Genomic DNA, 24429 nt, shown 5'->3' on the forward strand with positions numbered 1-24429 from the left:
GGCGACCGTGATGAGGGCGGCTGGCCGGATTGATTATCGTCCCTCTGCGCTACGCTGTTTCCGTCTGCAGCAGCAGTTCCAGTTCCAGCGCCGGCAGCGGGTGGCTGAAGTAATAGCCTTGCGCTTCGTCGCAGCCATGCTGGCGCAAATAATCGAGTTGTTCGGCCGTTTCCACGCCTTCGGCCACCACGCGCAGCTTCAAATTGTGCGCCAGGGCGATGATGGAGACGACGATGGCCGCGTCGTCCGCGTCGCGCGCCACGTCGCCGACGAAACTGCGGTCGATCTTCAGCACGTCGATGGGGAAGGTGCGCAGGTAGGCGAAGCTGGAATAGCCGGTGCCGAAGTCGTCGATCGACAGTTGCACCCCCAGCGCCTTCATGTCGTGCAGCTGGCTGACGGCCAGCGCCACGTCGTGCATGAACAGGCTCTCCGTCAGCTCCAGTTCCAGACTGGCGGGCGGCAGGCCCGTTTCCAGCAGCACGTCGGCGATCGAGGCGACCAGGTTCGGCTCGTTGAACTGGCGCGCCGACAGGTTCACGGCCAGGCGCAGCGTGTCCAGCCCCGCCGCATGCCAGCGTTTCACCTGCTTGCACGCTTCGCGCATGACCCAGGCGCCGATCGGCACGATCAGGCCCGTATCTTCGGCCAGCGCGATGAAACGCTGCGGCGCCACCATGCCCAGTTCCGGGTGCTGCCAGCGCAGCAGCGCTTCCACGCCGACGATGCGTCCGCTGGCCAGGTCCACCTGCGGCTGGTAATGCAGCACGAACTGCTCGCGTTCGAGCGCGTTGCGCAGCGCCGTCTCGATGCGCAGGCGCTCCAGCGTGGCCTGGTTCATGGCCGTCGTGTAGAACTTGATGTTGTTGCGGCCTTGTTTCTTGGCGCAGTACATGGCGATGTCGGCCTGCTCGATCAGGTTCTGCGTCTCGCCATGCAAGGTCGCGTCGCCGGGGGCGTCGTAGCGCGACATGTCGTAGACGGCCACGCCGATGCTGCAGGTGACGAAAAATTCCTTGCCGTCGAGTAGTACCGGCTGCGCCACGGCATCCATCACGCGCTGCACGATGGCGCCGCTGAGCACTTCGTCGGCCTGTTCGCACAGGATGGCGACGAATTCATCGCCCGACAGGCGCGCCACCGTATCGCTTTCGCGCAGGCTGGCCTGCAGGCGCGTGGCGATGGTTTTCAGCAGCAGATCGCCAGCCTTGTGACCGAGGCTGTCGTTGACAAACTTGAAACGGTCGAGGTCGATCAACAGCACCCACAAGGCCCGGTTCTTGCGGCGTGACAGGGCCATGGCCTGCGCCAGGCGGTCGCGCAGCAGGGCGCGGTTGGGCAAGCCCGTCAGCACGTCGTGGTGGGCGATGTGCTGGATTTTCTGCTCGGCCAGCTTGCGTTCCGTGATTTCGGACCCTGTGCCCCGGTAGCCGTGAAATTCGCCCAGCTCGTTGAACAGCGGTTCGCCATTGATGCTGAACCAGCGCAGCTGGCCATCGCGGTCTTTCATCGCATATTCGAGGTTGGAAAAGGGCAGGTGCGCTTCCAGGTTGGCGATATGCTGCTTGCCCCAGCGCGAATTGCGCATCTCCGGGTTGTTGTCCCAGCGTGTCAGGCCGATGAAGCGTTCCAGCGGCATGTTCGACTTGTCCGCAAAGCCGCCGGTGATGTGGGTGAAGCAGAAGTTGGCATCCTGTTCCCAGTACCAGTCCGAGGACAGGGCCAGCAGGCGGCGGAAGCGCTTTTCGCTTTCCTGCAGGGCGCGTTCGGTGCGCTGGCGCGCCCGCACGTCGGCGCTGAGCAGTTCATTGCTGCGCTTGAGGTCGGCCGTGCGCTGTTCCACCAGCAGCTGCACGCGGCGCGAGCGCTGCGTCAGCGATTGCACGAAGGCGGCCGTCAGCACGCTGAACAGCAAACCCGTGATCAGGGTGAACAATGAGCCCAGGTGGTCGGCCAGGAAAGGGCGCGGATGGGCCACCACGCGCACATGCCAGGGCCGGCCGGCGGAGGCAAAGCCCCGGTCATAATGGCTGTGATAGGCAAATCGCAGCCAGCGTGGCAGCGACTCCCAGGCGTCGCCCGCTGCGGCGGCAGGCGCCCGGCCATGCCGGAAGATCAACTGGCGCGGGTCGGCGTCAGCGTCGGCGTAGACGCTCAGTTCAAGCTGCGGGTCGCCCAGCAGGTCGGCGCCGGCGAGGATTTTCTGCACCAGTTCCCCGGCGCGGACGATGGCCGCGGTATCGCCGATCAGCGCCGCGCGCCGCTGCTGCACCGTCTGCAGGGGCACGCCATGGCGGTACACGGGGCGCAGGATAACGAAACCCAGCTGCGGACCCTGCGCCAGGGCCAGCAGGCCCGTGGCGGTGGTCTGGCCGCTGAGGATGGCCTGTTCCAGCGCGCCGGCCAGCAAGCCGTCAGGGCGCACGTTCAGGCCGAAGGCGGGGCGGTTGCCCTGCAGCGGTTCGAGGTAATCGACCACCAGGTAGCTGGCGCGCGGCGTGGCGGGCACGACGACGCCATCGTGCATTTCCGTCATGGCGTAATCGGGCACGATGCGCCGCAGCTCGGCCTCGAACGCCGCGCGTTGCGCATGCGGCACGATGCGGTGGAAATTGAAGGCCTGGATGAACGGGTGGCGTTGCAGCAGCGGCGTGGTGAAGTCGTGGAACTGCTCGCGCGTGACCGGTACGACGGCGGCAAACAGCTGGTTCGTCGTGGTCAGCACCTCGACCGCGTCGTCGAGTCCCTGCTCGATGGCGGCCACGCGCGCGCCGGCGCGCTGCTGCAGACTCAGGCTCATTTTGTCGTATTCGAGCTGGCTGATGGCGGCGAACAGCACGGCGGTGATGCTCACGCCGCAGGCAAAGGTCAGCGCAGCCGCGGCAGAAGTCGACAATGGCAGGCGGCGACGCAGCATGTTTTTTCCTATCTCACTTCATGGATACCTGGATTCGGCGGCGCCTGCCGGCCCCGCGCAGGCCATAGTGTGTCATAAACCACATCCATGATGCGGATTTTGCACCCAATCGCTGCCAATAAGCAACAACATCCATGCCCGGCGAGGATGACTTTCAGTTGCTGACCGCGCCTGAGCGCCGGCGCACGCGCCACAACTGCCATGCAGGCAGCCAGCGGTTCAGGAAACCCAGGCCGCACACGCGCCGCCAGCGCACCAGGCGCACGACGCGCAGGGCACGGCCCGCCCCGAGCGTGTCTGGCCTGGCGGCGAAGACGATGCGGTTGTTGCCGGCGATGCCGTCGAAGTGGCACACGGCGCCGCGGAAGGTGAGCATTAGGCGCGCCAGCATGGCAGGGTAGTGCTCGTCATAACTGAACAGGTTGGCGACCAGCACGCCGCCGGGCAGCAGGGTGCGCAGGCAGTCCGCATAGAAGCGCGCGCTGCCCAGTGCGGGCGGCAGGCCCGTTTCGTCGTAGCCGTCGAGCAGCAGCACGTCGGCGCAGCCCGGATGCTGGCGGATATAGCTGACGGCGTCCGTTTCGATGATGCGCAAGCGCGCGTCGTCGGGCGGCAGCATGAACTGCTCGCGCAGGGCGATCACGTCGGCGCGTAATTCCAGCACCGTGATGCGTGCCTCGGGCAGGTGGCGGTGGCAGAATTTCAGCAGCGAGCCGCCACCCAGTCCCACCATCAGGATGTGCCGGGGACGCGGCACGAACAGGGTAAAGCACATCATGGCACGCGCATAGCGCAGCAGCAGATGGTCGGGGCGCGACAGCAGCATTTCGCTCTGGATCATGCCTGGCTGGAATTCCAGGCGGCGCCGGTCGCCACAGGTATGCACCTGGGGCGCGCGCACGGCAGGTAATTGGGGATGCGGCATAGGGCGACTTCGCTGAGTGGACTGGGGGAGATGCTTTGTTGCATTCAGAGAAATCTGATAAGCTCCCGTGAGCATACCCGATTAATCCGCGCCGAGCATGTGTATATGTAGATGGCACGCGGCGGCACGGCCGCGCAGTCGGGCACCATGGAGACAAGCATGTTTTTGGATCACCCCATCATTACCGCGACGAACAGTTTTACCGAGCCTGACCGCATCGAGCGGCTGACGCGCGTCTATGGTTATGCGGCGGCGCTGGCCGACGTGGCCGCCAACTTCGGATTCATCGAAAAAGTGGCGCAGATCCATGACCACAAGGGCACCCTCATCGTGTTCTGGCATGAGGCGCCCACTGACGTTGAAAAACAGTATTTCGTGCAGGCGTGGGCCAGCAAGGTCGGCGACGGCAGCACGAATGTCGAACACGAAATCTGACCTGGCGCGCCGCGCCTGCGCATCGATAGCGTAGCCCATGGATATCAAGACCCTGGTACTGGCCCTGGCGCTCGGCAACCTGAGCCTGTGCGCGGCCCTGTTCTTCTTCGAGTACGAGCGCAAGAAGTCGCTCAGCCTGTCCACCTGGGCGGTGGCCAAGCAATGCCAGGCCGTGGCCTGGTGTTTGCTGTATTTCCGCGGCGTCTTGCCCGATATGCTGTCCATCTTGCTGGGCAACAGCTTGCTGTTTGCCGGCATGGCGCTCGACGCGGGCGCGCTGTGGCAGGCGGCCGGGCGCAGCGGCTGGCGCCGCACCGTGCTGCCGGCGCTGGGTGTGTCGGTGGCGCTGTTTGCCGCCTGCTACCTGTTGGACGTGGCGCCGCTGCTGCGCAGCGCCGGCGGCTCGCTGATCGTGGCCGGCTTTTTCCTCGCCGGCGTGGCCGCGCTGTGCCTCAAATGGCGCGAGGCGAGCATGCTGCGCCGCTTCCTCGTCGTCAGCATGGGCATCCTGTCGCTGCTGATCGCCGCGCGCGGCGTGCTCGCCGCCGCCGTGCCGGATGTGGACGCCGAGCTGCTGCAGCTGGCCGGTTTTGGCGCCCTGTACCTGATGATGCTGACGAACGCCTTCGGCTACCTGCTGCTGTCGCGTGAAAAACTGGGCGGCGAACTGGCGCGCCTGGAGGTGCTCGATGCGGCCACGGGCGTGCCGAACCGGCGCGGCTTTTACCAGGCGCTGGCGCCGTGGATGGCGCTGGCGCGCCGGCCCGGCTTGCCGACGGCCCTGGTGGTGCTCAATATCGACCACTTTAAAAGAGTCAACGACAGCTATGGCCATCCGGTGGGCGATGCGGTGCTCAAAACCATCGTCGACACGTGCCGCCAGCAATTGCGCGACAGCGACCTGATGGGTCGCCTGGGCGGCGCCGAATTCGCCATCCAGCTGCCGCGCACGACGCTGGCCGATGCGCTGATGGTGGCCGAGCGTATCCGCGCCTCCGTCGAAGCGCTGCCGGTCAAGACGGAACGCGCCGTGCTGCAGCTGACGGCCAGCCTGGGCGTGACCACCATCCGCGCCGAGGACAGCACCGTCAGCCTGTTCAAGCGGGCTGACGAGGCGCTGCAGGCGGCCAAGCAGGCGGGCCGCAACCGGGTGGTGGAAGCGCAAGGCGCCCGCACCCTGGATATTTGAATCGGCTTACTTCTTGCGCGAGCCCAGCCAGCTCGGTTCCTTGCCGCATTCCTTGCTCAGGAACAGGGCGTCGAGCCCGGGATCGCAGCGCCGGTCAGGCGCCTTCATCGGCTCGACGGTGAGCCATTCGCTTTTGGGCAGGATCTTTTCTTCGCGCGGCGCCACCGGTGGCGCGGGCGGCAGGCTGTCTTGCCACTTTGCTTCAGCGGCAGGCGCAGGCGGGGTGGCCCAGTTCGCGTCAACCTGCGCTGCGCGCGCCGGCGGCGTGTCCGCGTATGCGGCGGCGCAAAATACGCTGCCCGCGAAGAAGAGCGTGCGCATGGCCGTGTTGTTTATTGAAATCATGGTCTGTCCCTGGTCGTTGCCGGTAAGGCTTGCCCTGCAGTATGACGGCGGCAGCAAGCAAAAAGACAAGAAAATTGCAACGGTATGTTACCAGACAGGCCATGCCGGACGCCGCTACGCAGAACATGTGCATTCTCTAACTTTCATTTAAGCTAGGCAAGTTATGCTGTGGGGTGCTCGCTCGGCCCCTCTTGTCGTCCGCACCGCGGTTCCCCTTTCTTACTCTTGCCAGGCCCATAATGAAAATGCTCAAATCCCTGCCTGTATGGCCGCTTGCCGCCCCCCTCGCCGGCTGGCTGTTCCTGTTCGGTTCCACCTTCAATGTCGGCGGCTACTATCAGATCCTGCTGGTGGCTGGCCTGATCGGCAGCGTGCTGGCCGCCGTGTACCATGCGGAAGTGGTGGCGCACCGCATCGGCGAACCGTATGGCACCCTGGTGCTGGCGCTGGCCGTGACCCTGATCGAGGTGGCGCTGATCGTCTCGCTGATGCTGGCCGGCGGGCCGGAAACGACGGGACTGGCGCGCGACACCGTGTTTGCCGCCATCATGATCATTTTGAACGGCATCGTCGGCATCTGCCTGCTGCTGGGCGCCGGGCGCCACCGCGAGCAGACCTTCGGCCTGCTGGGCGTGAGCGCGTCGCTGGCCACCCTGGCGGCCATCGCCATCCTGACGCTGGTGCTGCCGAATTACACCTCCAGCGCCGCCGGTCCGTACTACAACTCCAGCCAGCTCATTTTCATCGCCGTCATCTCGCTGGTCCTGTACGGCACCTTCGTGCTGGTGCAGACGGTGCGCCACCGCGACTACTTCCTGCCCAAGGAAGCCGTCGGCGACGAAGAGGTGCATGCGGCGCCGCCCACGCCCACCGTCGCCTGGGTCAGCGCCGGCGCGCTGCTGGTGTGCCTGGGCGCCGTGGTGCTGTTGGCCAAGTCGCTGGCGCCCGCGCTGGAGACGGCGATCGCCGCCATGGGCGCGCCGAAAACCCTGGTCGGCATCGTCATCGCCGCCATCGTGCTGCTGCCCGAAGGCCTGGCCGCCGTGCGCGCCGCGCGCGCCAACCGTTTGCAAACGAGTTTGAACCTGGCCCTCGGCTCCGCGCTGGCCAGCATCGGCCTGACCATTCCCGCCGTGGTGGTGGTGTCGCTGGCCACGGGCCTGACGATCACCCTCGGACTCGATATCAAATCGACGGTGCTGCTGCTGCTGTCGCTGATGGTGGCCACGCTGTCGCTGGGCACGGGCCGCACCACGGTCATGCAGGGCACGGTGCACCTGGTGATTTTTGCCGTTTACTTATTTACCACCATCGTCCCATAAGCCGCCGTACGTCTGCTGTTTTGTCACAATCCTGTCACGCCGCTGTCATACGATGGGGGTAGTGTGGTAGGATTTTTAAATCGTCTAAATGATTTATATAGTTTAGCAACTGATTTTGCCAACTTTTTCGGTTGGCACAGCAATGACAAGACAAGAGGCCAGTATGTATGCAGCGGTGGACCTGGGGTCCAACAGTTTTCGTTTACACGTCGGCAAGCATGATGGCGACACCATCCGCGTGGTCAAGAGCGTGCGCGACCCGATACGCCTGGCCGCTGGCCTGGACGCCAATGGCGACCTGACCGAGGCGGCCATGCAGGGTGCGCTGGCTTGCCTGCAGCGCTTTCGCGCCATCCTCGCCGGTTTCGAACTCGATGCCGTGCGCGTGGTGGCCACGTCGGCCATGCGCGTGGCGCGCAATGGCGCCGTCTTCCTGCCGCTGGCCGAGCAAGCCATCGGCTACCCGATCGAAATCATCTCGGGCGAGGAAGAGGGGCGCTTGATCTACATGGGCGTGGCCAATGCGCTGGCCATTCCCGGCGAACGCCGGCTGGTGATGGATATCGGCGGCGGCTCGACCGAACTGATACTGGGGCGCGGCAACGATATCGAGCGCGTCGAGTCGTTCAGCCTGGGCACCGTCAAGCAAAGCCTGTCGTTCTTCATCGGCGGGCGCATCGACGCGCCGTCGTTCGAGGCGGCCATCCTTTCGGCGCGCAGCCATTTCGAGGATGGCGCGCCGCCATTCGGTCCGCAGCACTGGAAGACGGCGTATGGCTCTTCCGGCACCATCCGCACGATCGCCGACATCATCGCCCGCAACAAGCTGGGCGACGGCCTGCTCACGAGCGCCAGCCTCGATGCGCTGGCGCGGCGCTTCATCGAGCTCGGTCACACCAGCCGCATCGACATGCCCGGTTTGCGCCCCGATCGCGCCAGCACCATCGTCGGCGGCCTGGCCATCTTGATCGGCCTGTTCCGCGAGCTGGCCATTCCCGCCATGACGCCGATCGAGGCGGGCCTGCGCATGGGCGTGATGTGGGATTTGTACCTGCGCTCGACCAAGCGCGACCGCCGCGAACAATCGGTGCAGGGCTGCATGGAGAAATTCCATATCGACCAGCAGCGTGCCGGCCGGGTGGCCGAGCAGGCGCTGGCCATGTATGCGCAGCTCAAGCCCACGTCCGACGCTTTGGTGAAATGCCTGCGCTGGAGCAGCCTGCTGCACGAAGTGGGTCTGGCCGTGTCGCAGACGGGCTACCACAAGCACGCATCCTACATCGTGGAAAACGCGGACTTGCCCGGCTTTACCACGCGCGAACAGAAGACCATGAGCCGCCTGATCCTGGCGCAGAAGGGCAACTTGCGCAAGATCGGCGAAGTGCTGTCCGACGCCGATTTCGCCAAGGCCGTGCTGGCGCTGCGCCTGTCGATTCTGCTCATGCATGCGCGCATCGAAGCCGATTTCAGCGAACTGCGCCTGCGCATGAAGAGCCGCATCGAGCTCGACATCAAGCGCGGCTGGGTGGCGCACCATCCCACCGTGTCGTTCTGGATCGAGAAGGAGCAGGAATTCTGGGATGAGGTCGGCGTCGATTTCACCATCCGCGCCAGCGCTTGACGGCGCATGCCGTGCGCATGGCTTGATGTGCAGCAAGCAAGATTTCAAAAAAGAGTATATATTGTTTATATTATTTATTAGATTGGAAAATTCATGACCAAAACCGTCCCAGTGAAAAAAGCCGACAGCGCGACCGTATCGATGTTCCCCACCAGCGCCTCGATCAATGCGGCCGCAGCCAAGGCCGCACCGGCCGCCAAGCCTGCGGCAAAGCCGGCAGCCAAGCCGGCCGCCAAGCCGGTGGCCAAGGCCGCAGCCAAGCCAGTGGCCGCCAAAGCCGCCGCTGCGAAGCCGGCGGCAGTCAAGCCTGTTGCCGCCAAGCCTGCGGTAGCCAAGGCACCCGTCGCCAAACCGGCGGCCAAGGCCGTCGTGGCCAAACCCGCTGTGGCCAAGCCAGTCGCCAAAGCCGCTGCCAAGCCGGCCGCCAAGGTTGCTGCGAAACCAGCCGCCAAGACCGTCGCCAAGCCGGCAGCGAAAGCCGCCGTCAAACCGGTGGCCAAAGCGGCCGCCAAGCCAGCCGCCGCGAAAAAAGCGCCTGTCGCCAAGGTCGCCGCCGTCAAGGAAAAAGCCCGCAAGCCGAAACTGGTGCGCGACAGCTTCACCATGCCCGAAGCGGAATATGAAGTCTTGGGCCAGGTCAAGAAAGCTTGCCTGAAGGCCGGTTTCGAGATCAAGAAAAGCGAATTGCTGCGCATCGGCGTGGCGCTGATCAGCCAGATCGACCTGGCCACCCTGCAAAACGTGCTGGCCGGCTTGCCGCAGCTGAAAACGGGCCGTCCGAAGAAGGATTGATGGCGCCAGCGGAGGGGCCGCCCCCCGCTTGCCCGTTCTGGTTTACCATGGGGCCTGTGATAGTTCCCCCATGGTTGCCATGTCAGAAGAAATCAGTAGTGAACGCGCCGGCTTCGTCGAGCGCGCCATCGTTCGCCACCGCGCGGGCCAGTCCACCGATGCCATCGACCACGTCGCCGAGGAAATCCCCGTGGCGCTGGTCTTCAATGGCATTTCCCACGTCGTCATGATGGCCACCCCGCGCGACCTGGAAGCGTTTGCCTATGGCTTCGCGCTGACGGAAGGCGTGGTCGCTTCGGCCGGCGCCATCTTCGACTGTGAAGTGTTCCTGCGCCCCGATTCCGCCGAAGTGTCCTTGCGCATCGCGCAGGAAGATTTCGTGCGCCTGAAGGACCGGCGCCGCCAGCTGACGGGCCGCACGGGCTGCGGCGTGTGCGGCATCGACAGCATCGACATGCTCGACTTGCAGCCGCAGGCGCTGCCGCCGTCCCTGATCCAGGTCGACCTGCCGGCCGCGCTGGCGCGCGCGTCGAGCGGCTTGCGCGAACACCAAACGCTGATGCAGGCAACGGGCGGCGTGCATGCGGCCGCCTGGTGCACGCCCGATGGCGCTATCGTGCACGTGTTCGAGGATGTCGGCCGACACAATGGTCTCGACAAGCTCATTGGCCACCTCGCGCTGCACGCTGTCGACATGCGGCGCGGCTTCGTGTTCCTGTCCAGCCGCGGCAGCTACGAGCTGGCGCGCAAGGCGGCGCGCATGCAGATTCCCCTGTTGGCGACGATTTCCGCCCCCAGCTCGCTGGCCATTTCCATCGCCACGCAGGCGCGCATGAAACTGGTGGGCTTTTGCCGCCAGGATGCTTTCGTCGACTACACGCCCGGCATCACGCTGTAAGCGGCGTTTTCACTGACGGCGCCGGCGAGTGTGGTAAATGCGCACGCTCTTCCCCTGACATTGACTTGCGTCATGGAAATGACATTTGGCTGTCATTTTCCTGACATATTAGACAAGTACGCTGGAGTCGTCTTGATCACAGGGGATGAAACCATGCAAAACATAGTCGCATCAAACGAAGCCAAGGCCCGGCCGGTTCAACTGGTGCTGAGCCAGGCCACTACCGCGGCCGAATTGCGCGAAGTCCAGCGTTTGCGTTACAAGGTGTTTATCGAGACCATGGGCTTGACGTCGCTGGCCAATGCCGATGGCCTCGACAGCGATGAATTCGACGCGCATTGCGATCATCTGATCGTGCGCGATGCCGATACCCTGAAAGTGGTGGGCACCTACCGCGTGCTGAGCGCGGCCAAGGCGGCCAAGATCGGCCGGCTGTATGCGGAAAACGAGTTCGACCTGAGCCGCCTGAAAAACCTGCGCGGCCGCATGGTCGAAGCGGGCCGCGCCTGCATCCACCCGAAATACCGGGGCGGCAGCGTGATCATGCTGCTGTGGTCGGGCCTGGCCGAGTACATGCGCCGCGAGCGCTGCGACTACCTGGTCGGCTGCGCCAGCATCAGCCTGGCCGATGGCGGGCATAACGCCGTTGCCGTGTACCAGGCGCTGGCCGAAAAGCACATGGCCCCAAGCGAATACCGCGTCACGCCGCATCTGCCTTTCCCCATCCACCAGGTGGAAGCGGCGCACAAGCCGCAGGTGCCGCCGCTGATCAAGGGCTATCTGCGTTCGGGCGCCTGGATTTGCGGCGAACCGGCGTGGGACCCTGATTTCGAAAGCGCCGACATGTTCATGATGATGCCGCTGGCGAATCTGGACGAGCGCTATGCGCGCCATTATGGCGTGGTGCCTGGCTAAGGTTAATGCCGGGCAGTGAGGACTGCAGCTGGCTGGCCAGCGCCTGCACGGCGCTGCGCAAGCCGGTATTCGCGCTGTCGGGCGGCAGCAGTTCGAGCAGGAAGCGCAGCGGCACGGTGATCGCTTCGGGTTCGCCGATGCTGCCGTGGCGCCGCACGGCGTCGTGGTACAGGGCCAGGAAAGCGGCGCGCGCGGGCGCGTCGAACGGCTGGCCGTCCGGCACGTGCCAAAGGGCCGCCAGCAGGGCGGCGCGCACGGGGGCGCCGGCGTCGATGGCGCGGTGTTCGTCCGCGTGGCGCTGGCGCGCATAGGCGATGGCGTCGTGCAGCAAGTCGCCCAGTTGCGCATCGAGTGCGCGCCAGGCGTCGCTGGCGCCATGGGCTTTCAACAGCAGGGCGCCCGCCAGCACCTGAAAAATCAGGTCGCAGTCGGCCACGCCGCTGCGCCGCCGCGCTTCTTCCAGCGCGGCCAGGCAGGCGTCGGTCATGGCGCGCAGCGCCGGCGCGCCGGAGCTCCCCCCGGCGCAGGCCAGGCGTGCCTGCAAGGCCCAGTAGCGTCCCAGCAGGGCCAGGCGCTGCGCCGTGGGCGCCAGCGCCACCAGCAGGTCGATATGCTGTTTCCCATCCTGCAGCAACTGCCGTCCCTGCGCCATATCCGGCACGCCAGGCACCTCGATGCCGGCGCCCGCATCGATGCCGCACAGGGCCGCGCCCTGGCGTATCTCCAGTTCCGCCCAGTGCGCCAGCGCGTGCAAGCCCACCTTGCCGTCGGCCGCGCTGTGCGCCGCCCGGTAGTGTTCGATGGCGCGCAGGGTGTTCTCCAGTCCCCCCAGGCCGGCGCGCGTGGCGGCCATGTTTTCGCGGATGTCGGCGCAGCCGAAGAAGCGCGCGCGCACGGCTTGCTCGATGCTGGCCAGCTTTTCCTCGATGGCCGCGCGGCGCGCCGGATCGGCGCCCGCCAGGCATGCGTGCAGGGTTTCCAGGTCAGCCAGCAGGTGGCCGTGGTAGTGGTAGTCGGGCGCCTGCCAGGGCCGGCTCCGGGTATTCGGGAAACGGTAGCGGTCGTCGCCATACGCCTGGTAGGCGCCCCAGGTGTTCGAGGCAGGAAATTGCAGATACGCCGCCTCGCGCGCCTGGCGTACGGCGTCGCCGAAGTATTCGCCGCTCAGCATGGCGTGATAAAAGCTGTGCGCGAAGATGCTGGCGGCCTGGTCGTCGATGCGCCAGCCGGCCGCGATCACCGCCTGCGAACCCATTTCAATGAAGGCCGTGGCCAGGCTGGCGGCCAGTTTCGACCACGGCGCGACGGCGTCCGGGCGCATGTCGCCCAGGTGGCAGCAATTGATGAAGACGAATTGCGGCACGCGTTTGAGCTTGCCCACCTGCGCCGCCGTCAGCCGCGTCTTCGGTCCCAGCACCAGGCCCGTGTGGGCGATGCCGGGTCCCGCCACTTCACCGTGGCCGGCCAGGTGGATGGCGAAATAGCGCTCGTCGAACAGGTGCACAAGCACGCGCTGCGCCTGCGGGCGCAGCAGCTCGCGCACCTGGTAGCCGTGCGCGCCGAACATGCGCGCCACGTCCTGCGCCTCGGCTTGCGCGGCGGGCAGTTCGGGCAGGCCGGAATCGGTGTCGCCGATCACCAGCACGCTGTTGCTGGGCGGGCTGACGGCCGATGGCTGCTCGCGCAGGCTGGCCAGCTGGCGCACCATGCCGATGCGCGTCGACAGCGGGCTTTCCTCGCTGCCCGCCTCGTCGCGCATCAGCTCCCATGGATAGATGGCGGCGCTCTGGTCGACGGCCAGGATCAGGCCGCGCATCTCGGGGATGGCCGCCTTCAGCCCATTGGGCAGCATCAGTTCGTACAGCGCGCGCGACAGGCCCGGCTGGTCGGTGGTGTTGTCGGTGGCGTCCATGATCAGGCCATCGACGGCCTGGCGCTGGTTCGGCTCCTCGTCGACGCTGTTGTGGGCGCGGTCCGTCAGTACGGTGAAGCGCAGCGCGCCGGAGAGGTCCGCGGCGACGATCTGCACGCGGCGCCAGCCATTGTCGCCGCTCAGGCTGGGCAGGATGCGCCGGTAGCCGCCCGGGCTGTGGCGGATGCGCCGCTCGAACGTGAAGCTGCCTTGGTAGCGCGCTTCGGCCATGATCTGCTCGATGGCCACGGCGGCGGCGATGGCGCGCGCCTCGGACTGTTCGTAGATGGCGATATGGCCGATGCGGCACGCCATGCCCGCGTCTTCCAGGCGCCGGTTGGCGCTGCGCGCGCCGTCGATCAGCGCCCGCGCGCACAGGGCGATGCTCAAGCCGCCGTAGCCGGAACCGGACAGCAGGCTGGCCACGCGCAAGCCGTGTGCGCCCATCGGCGGCGCGGCCACGTGGCCGGCGGCGCGCACCTGCAGGCAGACGCACGCGTATTCGAGCAGGCCGCCGGCGAAGGCGCGCGCCAGTTCGCCGGGCGTCAGTTCGCCCAGCGCGCCCAGGCCGATGACGATGGCGCCGCCGGGCCGGCGCGCCGCATCGGGCTGCAGCACCACCAGGGCGGAGTCGGGACGTTGCGGGAAGCGCCCCAGCGCGTGGATTTCCTGCAGCTTGCCCGCCAGCAGGCGGTCGAGAAAACTCATGCTGCCGCGCAGCGATTCGAACGCGTAGCAGCCGCTCATGACGGGCGCGTCGGCCGAGGCCATGCTGCCGTGGATGACGGATAGGCTCAGCTGCGGCGCGCGGCTCTCCGGCGCGCTGGCGGGGCCGGCGGCGCCGAGGGCGGCGTCGAGCAGTTCCTGCGGCTGCGGGTACAGCGGCCGCGCAGCGGGAGCGTACGCACGGAAGCGCGGCGGGTCGCCGCCAGGCGCGTGCGGCGGGCGCCGGGACAGGCCCGCGCCCTGGCCGTTGTCGAGCAGTTGCGCGATGGCCGGGTAGGTTTCTTTTTGCAGCAGCAGGTCGCCATGCGCCACCGGCAGGTAGCACGCTTCCACCCCGTCCGGGACCGCGCCTTGCCAGGCCGTGCGGCCATCGCCGTCCGGCGACCAGGCCGTCTCGATGCCGCCGTCGCGCAGGCGCAGCGCCACCGGCGTGTCGGCGCAGCCGGCCAGGTAGCTGCAATGGCGGGCATCGGGCGGGGCGGCCTCCAGCAGGGCCACGGTGGCGCGCGCCGCCGCCAGCGCTGGCGCCTCGGGCGCCTGCCAGCCGTCGGGCAGGCCCGCTTGCGCGTCGCCGGCGGCCAGTTGCGCCCAGGCGCCGCTGTCGAAATAATCGATGCTGCCGGCCACCTGCGGCTGCGGCCACGGCAGCATCTCCAGCACGCCGGGAAAGGCGCGCACGAAGCCGAGAAACTGGCGCCGCGTGTGCTTCCAGCCGATCCAGCAGGCCAGCATCCGCACCAGCCGATCGCGTCCCAGCAGCACTTGCACCATCGCTTGCGTGCCCCTGTTGGCCGTGCCCACCTGCAGCAATCGGCTGCCGGGCAGGGCGCCGAAGCGCTGCCAGCGGTCCTTCAATGCCAGGCGCGCTACCAGCCCGCCCATGCCGTGGGCAACGATGCGCAACGGCTGTCCGCGCTGTTCGGCGTCGCGCATGGCCTCGTCCAGCACGGGCAGGAAGGCGTTGCCGGAGTGCTGCAGCGACAAACGCCAGTCATACGTAAAGGGCCGTACTTCCTGGCTTTGCGCGAGAAAGCGGGCAAACGGCTCATAGCACGATTCGATCCAGCCGGCGCTGACGATGTGCGGCTGGCCCACGGCCAGGCGCTCGATGCGCCCTTCGACCAGGTTGACGGGGTCGAACCAGATGCGGTTGCTGCCCACTTGCAGATGACTGCCCATGATATCGGGCAGCAGCAGCACGATGGGGGCGTGCGCGCGCCGCTTCGGCACTTCGCCGCCGCGTCCCAGCGCGCCGTGCTCGATGCCGGCCAGCGGCTGGTAGGCGGTGTCGTCGCCCGTCAGCGCCTGCACTGCCGCCAGGCCGGACGCTGCGCGCTCGAAGTAGTTCAGGTGGTGCGTGTGCGGCCCGCGCAGCAGCAGTTGCCGCACCGGCGTGCTGCGCGTGGCGCCGCCCGCCATCGAGGCGCAGTTGACCACCAGGTCGTTCTGGCCGCCGTACAGCTGGTCGCCGAGGCAGTCGGCCAGCCAGCCCAGCAAGCCTTCGCCGCTGCACGCGCCGGCCAGCACGTGCAGCGGGCTGGCCACGCGCACGTCGGGCGCGTTGAGCAGCGCCACCAGGGGCGAGTCGGGCATCATCGCTTCCAGGCCCGGCAGGATGCGCGCGTCGCAGCGCTGCTGCACCACGGCCAGCAGGAAGGCCAAGCCGCCATCGGGCACATCGTCCCGCGGCAGCAGGTTGCACATCACGCTGGCCCAGCGGTCGAGCCGGCCCGACATCAAGGTGGTGCCGCGCGCCGGGCAGGCCACGCGCACGAAGCGGGCGATGCGGATGGCGCGCGTCTTCAACTCCTCGCCCAGTGTGCGCAGGCGCGCCGCATCCGCGTCGTGGCCGCCGCGTCCGCCCAGCCGTGCCTGCGCCGTGAAGTGTTCGATATCGTGGCTGTTGAACGCTTCGCCGCCCACCGTGTTTTCGCTCAGCCGTTCCAGGCCGTCGCCAGCCAGGTCGACGGCGCCGCGGCTGTCGATGCGCTGCGCGCGCGCCAGCAATTCGCCCACCAGGCCGCCGCGCGAATGGGCCAGCAGATGCAGCACGGCGCCGTGCGGCAACTGGCGCACGAGGGCCAGCGCGTTCTCGATGGGGCTGTCGCTGAGGCTGCGGTGCTCGTAGCCGTAGATGCGGTTGCCGTACTGCGCCGCCAGCTGCGGCGCCAGGCCATTGCGCCACAGGCCGCCAAAGCTGCGCTGGGTCGACGACGCCGTGCCGTGCAACAGCAGCAGTACCGGTTCCGGCCCGGCGGGCACGCTGGCGACGGATGTCATGCTGCCCGCTTCGATGCCGCAGCGGTACAGGCCCAGGCGCTGTTCCAGCTGGCGGTCCTGGAAGGCGCCTGCCGCCGCCAGCGCCGTCATGGCGGCGGCGCCGCAGCGGTACACGCGCACGGCCCGCAGCATCCAGGCGCCCAGGCCGTCGCGGCTGGCGCCGGGCGGCAGGCGCGCCGCCTGCGGGCGCAAGGCCAGCCCCACCTCGATGCTGGCGGGCGCGCCGTCGCGTGCCGCCGTGGCCGGCCCCAGGTAGCGTGGCAGGTCCAGGCTGCTCGCCAGCAGCGAACTGCCGTCGCACAGCAGCAGTTGCACCACGTCGGCCGGACCGATATCGAGTGCCGTGCGGCAACTGCCGATGCCGCGCGCGCCCGACAGCACGTGGGTCTCGCTGTGCCAGCCGGGCGCGGCGGGGCAGTCGCCGGCGTCGGCGAGGGGATCGCGCGTGAGCGTCAGGCGCAGCACGGGCGGCGCAAGAGGGTCGCTGGACATGCCGTTGGGATCACTGGTTAAAAGCTGACCTTGATGCCTGCGGAGACTATGCGTGTTGTGTCAGATCAAGTTTGAGTGGAAATGCTGGCTGGCAGGGGGAATGCGGAGTCAAAGCGGGGATGGCGCTGTAGCGGGTGGGCAGAGAAACGGTCAGCATGGTTTGGGCTGGGTCTCTTCGCTATCGTGCTCGGATGTTGTGCGGTGAGCGAACTACGCGAATTGCATGGCAAAAGTTCTTGGCGCCGGGGACCTGGGTGCCTGGCATGGCATTACAACAGCGGCTCATTCAATGGACTGGCGTGGCGGACAGTTCCTTCAGTTCGCGGATGGTGATGTCCGATTTTTCATGCATGCGCAATAAAATTGTTGCACCGACCGACAGTTTGCCGTGACGAATCTTGCTGATGATGGGAGGCTGGACTTCCAGAACACGGCACAGTTCCGCATCATTTTTCAGGTTCATCTTCTCGATCAGGGTATCGAGCAGCTTGTTGGGCACAAAACTCGATGGTTCGAGCGCACGCGCCCGGTTCATCGCTTCAATCATTTCCAGCTTCTTTTGGCGAACGTTCATTTACTCCTCCTTCAGGTTATGCAAGGGACGAGACCACTGTATGTGGTCCCAGCTATAGTTCGTCATCGCAGTAAGGCTCTCCGGGTGACGTGATACCATTCGCGTTACAACATTGATAACCAGGCAAGTGTTTTCAATAATACTACGATAACAAAACTTGTGAAAGATGGTCAGTTAAATTAACTGATTGTTTGATCAATTTGGTCGACGGTTGTTGTATTTTGTAAGCCGTCTTTCGTCAGGATCATGGTTCTGTCCGCCATTTCGGCGGCGGCCAGCGAATGCGTGACCATGATCGCGCAACTGCCGTTGGCCTTGATTTCAGCGCGCAGCAATTGCAGGATGCTGTGCGCCGTATCGGGATCGAGGTTGCCGGTCGGCTCATCGGCCAGCACCAGCGCCGGCTTGTGCACGAGCGCGCGGGCAATGGCCACGCGCTGCATTTCGCCGCCGGACAATTGCTGCGGAAAGTCGCCGCCGCGGCCGCCCAGGCCGACCGCTTCGAGCATGCTGGCGGCACGCTCCTGGGGCAGTCCGTTGAGCAGCAGCGGCAGGGCCACGTTTTGCAGCAGGGTCAGGTGCGGCAAGACGTGGAAGGCCTGGAAGATAAAGCCCATGCGGGCGCGACGCAGCCGGGTGGCGGCGGCGTCATCGAGGCTGGACATGGCGATGCCGTCCACCAGGATAGGGTGCGCTTCGGCACCCGCATCGGGCGTATCGAGGCCGGCGATCAGGTTCAGCAAGGTCGACTTGCCGACGCCCGAGTCACCCATGATGGCGATGAATTCCCCTGCCTTGAAGCGGCAGGAAATGTTGGCCAGCACGGGACGGGCATGGGCATAGGACTTCGACAGATGGCGCAATTCGAGCATGGTGATCTTGATTAATAACGGCTATCGTAAAGGGAGGCACGCGGGGGAGAGGGGGGCCTGGGAACTGCAAAGGGGCGCGGATTGTTTGGCCGGCAATGTGTAGTATACGACAGGCTTATCATTCTTGCTGGGCAATACCCACTTTGTGTGCACACTGCTCATTTGATCTTGCGTTACCTGTCGCACGGCTGGCTTGTGCGGATTCCGCTATGATGGGAAAAAGTCATCGGAAAAGGCGCCCGCAAACCACTGTGGCAGGGGCGGCGCCCGGTGGCTGACCGTGCAAGCCCTTCGTGAACCTTGATAGACGACGCCAACCCATGACCATGCCACTCGCGCAACCGCAGTCAGATTTGTCTCCCGCCAGCAACGTCCGAGTGGCCAGCGCCACTCCTGCCACGATAGTCGAGATCAGCAGCGGCCTGCTGGCGCGCGCGGCCTGGACCTCGCCCAAGTACCTGTACGACGCGCTGGGCTCGAAACTGTTCGAGGCCATCTGCGCCTTGCCCGAGTATTATCCGACGCGCACGGAGGCGGCCATCTTCGCCCGTCACGGCGCCGAGATCGCGCACGCCGTGGGGCCGGGCAGCACCCTGATCGACCTGGGGGCGGGTAATTGCGCCAAGGCCGCCAGCCTGTTCCCCCTGCTGCACCCGGCCCAGTATGTGGCCGTGGATATTTCCTATGATTTCCTCAGTGAATCGCTGGGCCGGCTGCAGCAGCGCTTTCCGCACATCGAGATGACGGGCCTGGGCCTGGATTTCTCCAGCCGCCTGGACTTGCCCGACAGCGTGCGCGAGGCGCGGCGCTTGTTCTTCTATCCCGGCTCGTCGATCGGCAATTTTGCGCCTGAACAAGCGACCGCTTTTTTGCGCCGCCTGCGCGCGAATGCGGACGGCGATGGCGGCTTGCTGATCGGCGTCGACCTGATCAAGGACGACGCCATCCTCGACGCCGCTTATGACGATGCGCTGGGCGTCACGGCCGCCTTCAACCTGAACATGCTGCGCCACGTGAACGGCCTGATCGGCGCGGACTTCGACGTGCGCGCCTGGCAGCACCACGGCTTTTTCAATGCCGACGAGCGCCGCGTGGAAATGCACCTGGAAGCGCGCAGCGAACAAGTTGTCCATTGGAAAGGTGGCCAGCGGCGCTTCGCGAAAGGCGAACGCATCCATACGGAAGACAGCTATAAATACACGCGCGCCAGCTTCGTCGGCTTGCTGGAGCAGGCGGGGTTTTCCACCGTACAAGTCTGGACGGACCCGCAGCAGTGGTTTGCCGTCATTTACGCCCGTGTCATCAGAGACTAACAACGCCTGACCAAACCTACTGCGCGTCGCGCTTTGCGGCCTGCGATGCTCACCGTACTAAAGTACGGTTGCGCTTCTTAGCCACAAATCACTGCCGCTCGCTACGGTTTTGTCAGGCGTTCAAGATGCCAACACAAGACAAAAAACTACCATGCTGATCGATTATTACAATACAGTGCGCCAGCACTCGCTACTGCTGGCCGAACCCCTGTCCGACGAGGATTGCGGCGCGCAGTCGATGCCGGACGCCAGTCCCGTGAAATGGCATCTGGCGCATACCACCTGGTTTTTCGAAACGTTTATTCTGGAAAGCATGGAAGCGGCGTTCGCGCCATTTCACCCCGCCTTCCGCGTGCTGTTCAATTCCTATTACAACGGCGTGGGCGAGAAGCATCCGCGTGCCCAGCGGGGCTTGCTGACGCGCCCCGGCATGGCGCAAGTGCGCGCCTACCGGATCGATGTCGATGCGCGCATCGCCCGCCTGCTGGCGGGCGAGCTGGCGCGGCCCGAGCGCGAACGCCTGACCATGCTGCTGGCGCTGGGCCTCGAACACGAGCAGCAGCACCAGGAGTTGCTGTTGACGGACGTGAAACACTTGCTGGCGCAGAGCGCGCTGTTTCCCCCTTATCTTGACAACGCCGCGCCGCCAGCGCAACAACCCGCGCAGCCCACGGCCTGGCTTGCGTTTGACGGCGGCCTGGCGCAGATCGGCCATGCGGGCGACGGTTTTTGCTTCGACAATGAATTGCCGCGCCATCCGCAATATGTGGCGCCGTTCGAGCTGGCCACTGCGCTGGTGACGAATGGCGAGTTTCTCGCCTTCATCGAGGCGGGCGGCTACCGCTCGGCGCACCTGTGGCTGGCCGAAGGCTGGGACTGGGTGCGCAGCGCGCAGCTGGCATGTCCGCTGTACTGGCAGCGCGACGCGGCGGGTCACTGGCAGGAATTCACCTTGTTCGGGCTGCGCCCGCTCGACCTGCAGGCGCCGGCCACGCATTTGTCGCTGTTCGAGGCCGATGCCTATGCGCACTGGGCTGGCGCGCGCCTGCCGACGGAAGCGGAGTGGGAAGTGGCGGCGCAAGGCGTCGCCGTGGAAACGGGGCAGCTGCATCCGGCCGCTGGTGCGCCGGGAGCGGGACTGCGGCAAATGTTCGGCCACTGCTGGCAGTGGACCAGCAGCAGCTACGCGCCATATCCCGGCTACCGCACGGCGCCCGGGGCGCTGGGCGAGTACAACGGCAAGTTCATGCTGAACCAGTATGTGCTGCGCGGCTCGTCGTGCGCCACGCCGGCCGGCCATGCGCGCGCCAGCTACCGCAATTTCTTTCCGGCTGGTGCGCGCTGGCAATTTTCCGGCATCCGCCTGGCGCGCCAGGTGGAATAGCTGAACTAGTTCAAGCGCGGGGTGGCGGTTGGCGCAGGGCGGGGCGGCGCCTTGGCGCTGGCGTTCTGTTCCAGCTTGAACTGGCTGACGAGGGTTTCCAGTTCGCCCGCCTGTTCGTGCATGGCTGCCGCTGCCGCGGCCGCTTCCTCGACCAGGGCCGCATTCTGCTGGGTTGTCTGGTCCATCTGCATGATGGCGGCATTGATCTGCTCGATGCCTTCGCTCTGCTCGTGGTTGGCGACGCTGATTTCACCGACGATGGCGCTGACCCGGCCCACGCTGGCCACCACTTCATCCATCGTGGCGCCCGCCTGGCTGACCAGCTGCGCGCCCTGTCCCACGCGGTTGACGGAGTCGGCAATGAGTTCCTTGATTTCCTTGGCCGCCGCCGCCGAGCGCTGCGCCAGGTTGCGCACTTCGGTGGCCACCACGGCAAAGCCGCGTCCCTGTTCGCCGGCACGCGCCGCTTCCACGGCCGCGTTCAGGGCCAGGATATTCGTCTGGAAGGCGATGCCGTCGATGACGGCGATGATGTCGACGATCTTGCGCGAGGAGGCATTGATGGCATCCATGGTGCCGATCACTTCCGCCATGGCCGTGCCGCCGCGCTGGGCGATGGTGGATGCCGAGCGGGCCAGGCTGTCCGCCTGGCGCGCATTGTCGCTGTTGCTGCGTACGGTGCTCGTCAGTTCGATCATCGACGAGGCCGTTTCTTCCAGCGCGCTGGCCTGCGCTTCCGTGCGGGCCGACAGGTCGGCATTGCCGCTGGCAATCTGGCTCGACGCCACGGCGATGGTGCCCGTGCCGCCACGTACTTGCCCCACGATGGTGGCCAGGCTGGTATTCATGTCGCGCAGCGCCTGCAGCAGCTGGCCCGTTTCATCCTTGCCGTCGGCCACGATTTTACTGCTCAGGTCGCCTGCGGCCACGGCTTGCGCCACGCGCAGGGCATACGCGATGGGCGTGGTGATCGAGCGCGTGACCCACCAGGCAAAGAGCACGCCCAGCAGCAGGGCGGCCGTGCCCAGGCTGGCCATCAGCATATTGGCTGCTGTAATATTGTGCTGGATTTGCTGGCCGCCATGCACGACCACCGCGCGCTGCAGCTCGTTCAGTTGGTTCACCGTCTTTTGCAAGCGGTTCAGGGCGGGCAGCGTATCGTCGCGCACATGCACGGCCGCTTCCGCGCGTTGTCCCGCCATCAGCAGCTTGTCGGCCTGGCTGAACGAGACGACATAGGCCTTGCGCTGCTGCTTCAGGGTAGCCAGCAGTTCCTTGCCTTCAGGCAGCACGACCAGACGGTCGAGCACGACCAGCGCATCGCTGATGATGGCCTTGTTGGCATCGATTTCGCCGTGGATGGCGTTGGCGCGGGCAGGATCTTCATGGATGAACAGTTCCAGAACGAGCGCCGCGTTCGAACGCGTGGTGCTGCGGATGGTGGCGATGGCGTCGGCCTTGGCCCAGTCTTGCTCGATGATGGACTCGCTGAGCCCGCCGATTTTTTCCAGGCGCAACAATCCCGTGCCTACCAGCACTGCCATCAGCAGCAGCACCACGCCAAAACCGGCGCCCAGGCGCACGCCTATCTTCATATCCGTCAATTTCATACTGATTCCCTCGGTAGCTAATAATCTGTCTCCGGTGGTCTTATTATGAAACGATTATACGGTGCAAGATACTTCTTTTGCAGCAACAATTGCTTTGGAGAAATGAAAAAGCGGCACGGCGATCAAGCCATACCGCTTTTTCTCCCTATGAGGGGTGCCCGAGTCGTGCTCAGGCGGCGCTGGCCGCCACGTCGGCCGCTGTTGTTTTTTCGGCCTCCGTCTGCCCGATGCGGCGGTTCACGGCCGACAAGACGGCCTTGAACGAGGCGGTGACGATATTGCTGTCGATGGCGGCGCCGAACAGGGTCGGGCCATTATCGAGGCGCAATTCCACGTAGCACGCCGCTTGCGCGTTGGCGCCCGAGCCGATCGAGTGCTCATGGTAATCCATCAATTTGATGTCCAGGCCCAGCGCATTGACGAAGGCGTCGATGGGGCCGTTACCGCCGCCTTGCAGGGCCAGCGGCGTCTGGCGGTGCGACAGGCTGATGTCGATTTGCACGGACTCGTCGCTGCTGGTGTCTTCCACCATGCGGTGCGCGGCGTAGGCGTACGGCGCCGTCTGCTGCAGGTATTCCTTCTGGAAGATGTCGTGGATATCCTGCGCGGCGATTTCGCGGCCCGTGGCGTCGGCCACGGCTTGCACGGCGCGCGAGAATTCGATCTGCAGGCGGCGCGGCAAGACCAGGCCGTATTCCTGTTCCAGCAAGTACGCCATGCCGCCCTTGCCGGACTGGCTGTTGACGCGGATCACGGCGTCGTAGCTGCGGCCCAGGTCGGCCGGGTCGATCGGCAAATACGGCACTTCCCAGATGCTGTCCGGTTGTTGCTTGGCAAAACCTTTTTTGATGGCATCCTGGTGCGAGCCGGAGAATGCCGTGAAGACCAGGTCGCCCGCATACGGGTGGCGCGGGTGGACGGGCAACTGGTTGCACTCTTCCACGCACTTGCGCACGGTATCGATGTCGGAGAAATCCAGGCCCGGATGCACGCCCTGCGTGTACAAATTCATCGCCAAAGTGACGAGGTCGACGTTGCCCGTGCGCTCGCCATTGCCGAACAAGCAGCCTTCCACGCGGTCGGCGCCCGCCATCACGGCCAGCTCGGCCGACGCGACGGCCGTGCCGCGGTCGTTATGCGGGTGCACGCTGATGATGATGGAATCGCGGCGCGCCAGCTTGCGCGACATCCATTCGATCTGGTCCGCATATACGTTGGGCGTGCTGCATTCCACGGTCGATGGCAAGTTGATGATCATCTTGTTGGCCGGCGTCGGCTTCCAGATGGCGCTGACGGCGTCGCAGATATGCTTGGAGAAATCGAGTTCCGTGGTGGAAAACGATTCCGGCGTGTATTCGAAGCCCCATTCCGTTTGCGGATGCTGCGCCACCAGCTGTTTGACCAGGGTGGTGCCGGTGGTGGCGATGTTGGTGATTTCTTCGCGCGACATGCCGAACACGACCTTGCGGAACACGGGCGCCACGGAGTTGTACAGGTGCACGATGGCGCGCTTGGCGCCGACGACCGATTCCACTGTGCGGCGTATCAATTCTTCGCGCGACTGGGTCAGCACGATGATGGTGACGTCGTCCGGGATGCGGCCTTCATCGACGAGTTTGCGCACGAAGTCGAAATCCGTCTGCGATGCCGATGGGAAACCCACTTCGATTTCCTTCAGGCCGATGGCGATCAGCATCTCGAAGAAGCGCAGCTTCTTTTCCGCGCTCATCGGCTCGATCAAGGACTGGTTGCCGTCGCGCAAGTCGGTACTCATCCAGATAGGCGGTTTGCTGATGATCTGGTTCGGCCATTGACGGTCGGTCAATTTGACGGGAGGAAAAGCGCGGTATTTGGAAGCTGGGTTTTGCAACATCATGATCGGGTACTCCTGAAGATAGGGGGAAATC

General features: G+C 65.5%; 18 protein-coding genes. 10 read left to right on the forward strand and 8 right to left on the reverse strand.

What is annotated here, in order from left to right; genetic code table 11:
* Positions 1–49 precede the first annotated feature (49 nt).
* Positions 50–2917, reverse strand: a complete 2868-nt coding sequence (locus ACP7DW_RS20180; protein WP_426056359.1) for a bifunctional diguanylate cyclase/phosphodiesterase — start codon at positions 2915–2917, stop codon at positions 50–52.
* Between the two features lie 154 nt (positions 2918–3071).
* Positions 3072–3842 (reverse strand): transferase spermidine synthase, encoded by a 771-nt coding sequence (locus ACP7DW_RS20185; protein ID WP_426056361.1) that lies wholly within the window; start codon positions 3840–3842, stop codon positions 3072–3074.
* A 159-nt stretch (positions 3843–4001) separates the two neighbouring features.
* Between ACP7DW_RS20185 and ACP7DW_RS20190 the strand changes: the two genes are divergently transcribed.
* Positions 4002–4277, forward strand: coding sequence for a hypothetical protein (locus ACP7DW_RS20190; RefSeq protein ID WP_426056362.1), 276 nt, complete (start codon positions 4002–4004; stop codon positions 4275–4277).
* Between the two features lie 37 nt (positions 4278–4314).
* Positions 4315–5466, forward strand: a complete 1152-nt coding sequence (locus ACP7DW_RS20195) for a diguanylate cyclase (RefSeq protein ID WP_426056363.1) — start codon at positions 4315–4317, stop codon at positions 5464–5466.
* Positions 5467–5472: 6 nt separating this feature from the next.
* Here the strand turns inward: ACP7DW_RS20195 and ACP7DW_RS20200 are convergent, their stop codons facing one another.
* Positions 5473–5787, reverse strand: a complete 315-nt coding sequence (locus ACP7DW_RS20200) for a hypothetical protein (protein ID WP_426056364.1) — start codon at positions 5785–5787, stop codon at positions 5473–5475.
* On the opposite strand from ACP7DW_RS20200, the gene ACP7DW_RS20205 reads away from it, so the two are divergent.
* From ACP7DW_RS20205 to ACP7DW_RS20230, 6 genes are all read left to right on the forward strand, one after another.
* Positions 5786–5962 carry a hypothetical protein gene (locus tag ACP7DW_RS20205; protein WP_426056365.1) on the forward strand — a complete coding sequence of 59 codons (177 nt, stop codon included), beginning with the start codon at positions 5786–5788 and terminating at the stop codon, positions 5960–5962. The genes ACP7DW_RS20200 and ACP7DW_RS20205 overlap by 2 nt on opposite strands.
* Positions 5963–6050: 88 nt before the next feature.
* Positions 6051–7133, forward strand: coding sequence for a calcium:proton antiporter (locus tag ACP7DW_RS20210; RefSeq protein ID WP_099759686.1), 1083 nt, complete (start codon positions 6051–6053; stop codon positions 7131–7133).
* Positions 7134–7296: 163 nt separating this feature from the next.
* Positions 7297–8754 carry a Ppx/GppA phosphatase family protein gene (locus tag ACP7DW_RS20215; RefSeq protein ID WP_426056399.1) on the forward strand — a complete coding sequence of 486 codons (1458 nt, stop codon included), beginning with the start codon at positions 7297–7299 and terminating at the stop codon, positions 8752–8754.
* A 93-nt stretch (positions 8755–8847) separates the two neighbouring features.
* Complete coding sequence (locus tag ACP7DW_RS20220; RefSeq protein WP_426056366.1) at positions 8848–9546, forward strand: hypothetical protein; 699 nt, start codon at positions 8848–8850, stop codon at positions 9544–9546.
* A 70-nt stretch (positions 9547–9616) separates the two neighbouring features.
* Positions 9617–10444, forward strand: coding sequence for a formate dehydrogenase accessory sulfurtransferase FdhD (fdhD, locus tag ACP7DW_RS20225; RefSeq protein WP_426056367.1), 828 nt, complete (start codon positions 9617–9619; stop codon positions 10442–10444).
* 153 nt (positions 10445–10597) lie between these two features.
* A complete protein-coding gene (locus ACP7DW_RS20230; protein WP_077402770.1) occupies positions 10598–11359 on the forward strand; it encodes a GNAT family N-acetyltransferase in 762 nt (253 codons plus the stop codon).
* Here ACP7DW_RS20230 and ACP7DW_RS20235 read toward each other — a convergent pair.
* The 3 genes from ACP7DW_RS20235 to ACP7DW_RS20245 form a co-directional block, all read right to left on the reverse strand.
* Positions 11292–16769, reverse strand: coding sequence for a CHAT domain-containing protein (locus tag ACP7DW_RS20235; RefSeq protein ID WP_426056368.1), 5478 nt, complete (start codon positions 16767–16769; stop codon positions 11292–11294). The two genes, ACP7DW_RS20230 and ACP7DW_RS20235, sit on opposite strands and share 68 nt — an antisense overlap.
* Before the next feature lie 286 nt (positions 16770–17055).
* Positions 17056–17343, reverse strand: a complete 288-nt coding sequence (locus tag ACP7DW_RS20240) for a hypothetical protein (protein ID WP_034786045.1) — start codon at positions 17341–17343, stop codon at positions 17056–17058.
* Between the two features lie 179 nt (positions 17344–17522).
* Complete coding sequence (locus tag ACP7DW_RS20245) at positions 17523–18215, reverse strand: ABC transporter ATP-binding protein (RefSeq protein ID WP_141168680.1); 693 nt, start codon at positions 18213–18215, stop codon at positions 17523–17525.
* 320 nt (positions 18216–18535) lie between these two features.
* Between ACP7DW_RS20245 and egtD the strand changes: the two genes are divergently transcribed.
* Positions 18536–19528 (forward strand): L-histidine N(alpha)-methyltransferase, encoded by a 993-nt coding sequence (gene egtD, locus ACP7DW_RS20250; protein WP_426056369.1) that lies wholly within the window; start codon positions 18536–18538, stop codon positions 19526–19528.
* Between the two features lie 151 nt (positions 19529–19679).
* Positions 19680–20912, forward strand: coding sequence for an ergothioneine biosynthesis protein EgtB (egtB, locus tag ACP7DW_RS20255; RefSeq protein WP_426056370.1), 1233 nt, complete (start codon positions 19680–19682; stop codon positions 20910–20912).
* A 5-nt stretch (positions 20913–20917) separates the two neighbouring features.
* Here the strand turns inward: egtB and ACP7DW_RS20260 are convergent, their stop codons facing one another.
* Positions 20918–22522, reverse strand: coding sequence for a methyl-accepting chemotaxis protein (locus ACP7DW_RS20260; protein ID WP_426056371.1), 1605 nt, complete (start codon positions 22520–22522; stop codon positions 20918–20920).
* A gap of 169 nt (positions 22523–22691) precedes the next feature.
* The gene (leuA, locus tag ACP7DW_RS20265; protein ID WP_426056372.1) at positions 22692–24398 is read right to left on the reverse strand and encodes a 2-isopropylmalate synthase; all 1707 of its coding nucleotides are present in this window, start codon (positions 24396–24398) and stop codon (positions 22692–22694) included.
* Between the last annotated feature and the right edge of the window lie 31 nt (positions 24399–24429).

It is taken from the genome of Janthinobacterium sp. PSRC1-1, from assembly GCF_049897525.1.
Taxonomy (GTDB): domain Bacteria; phylum Pseudomonadota; class Gammaproteobacteria; order Burkholderiales; family Burkholderiaceae_D; genus Janthinobacterium; species Janthinobacterium tructae.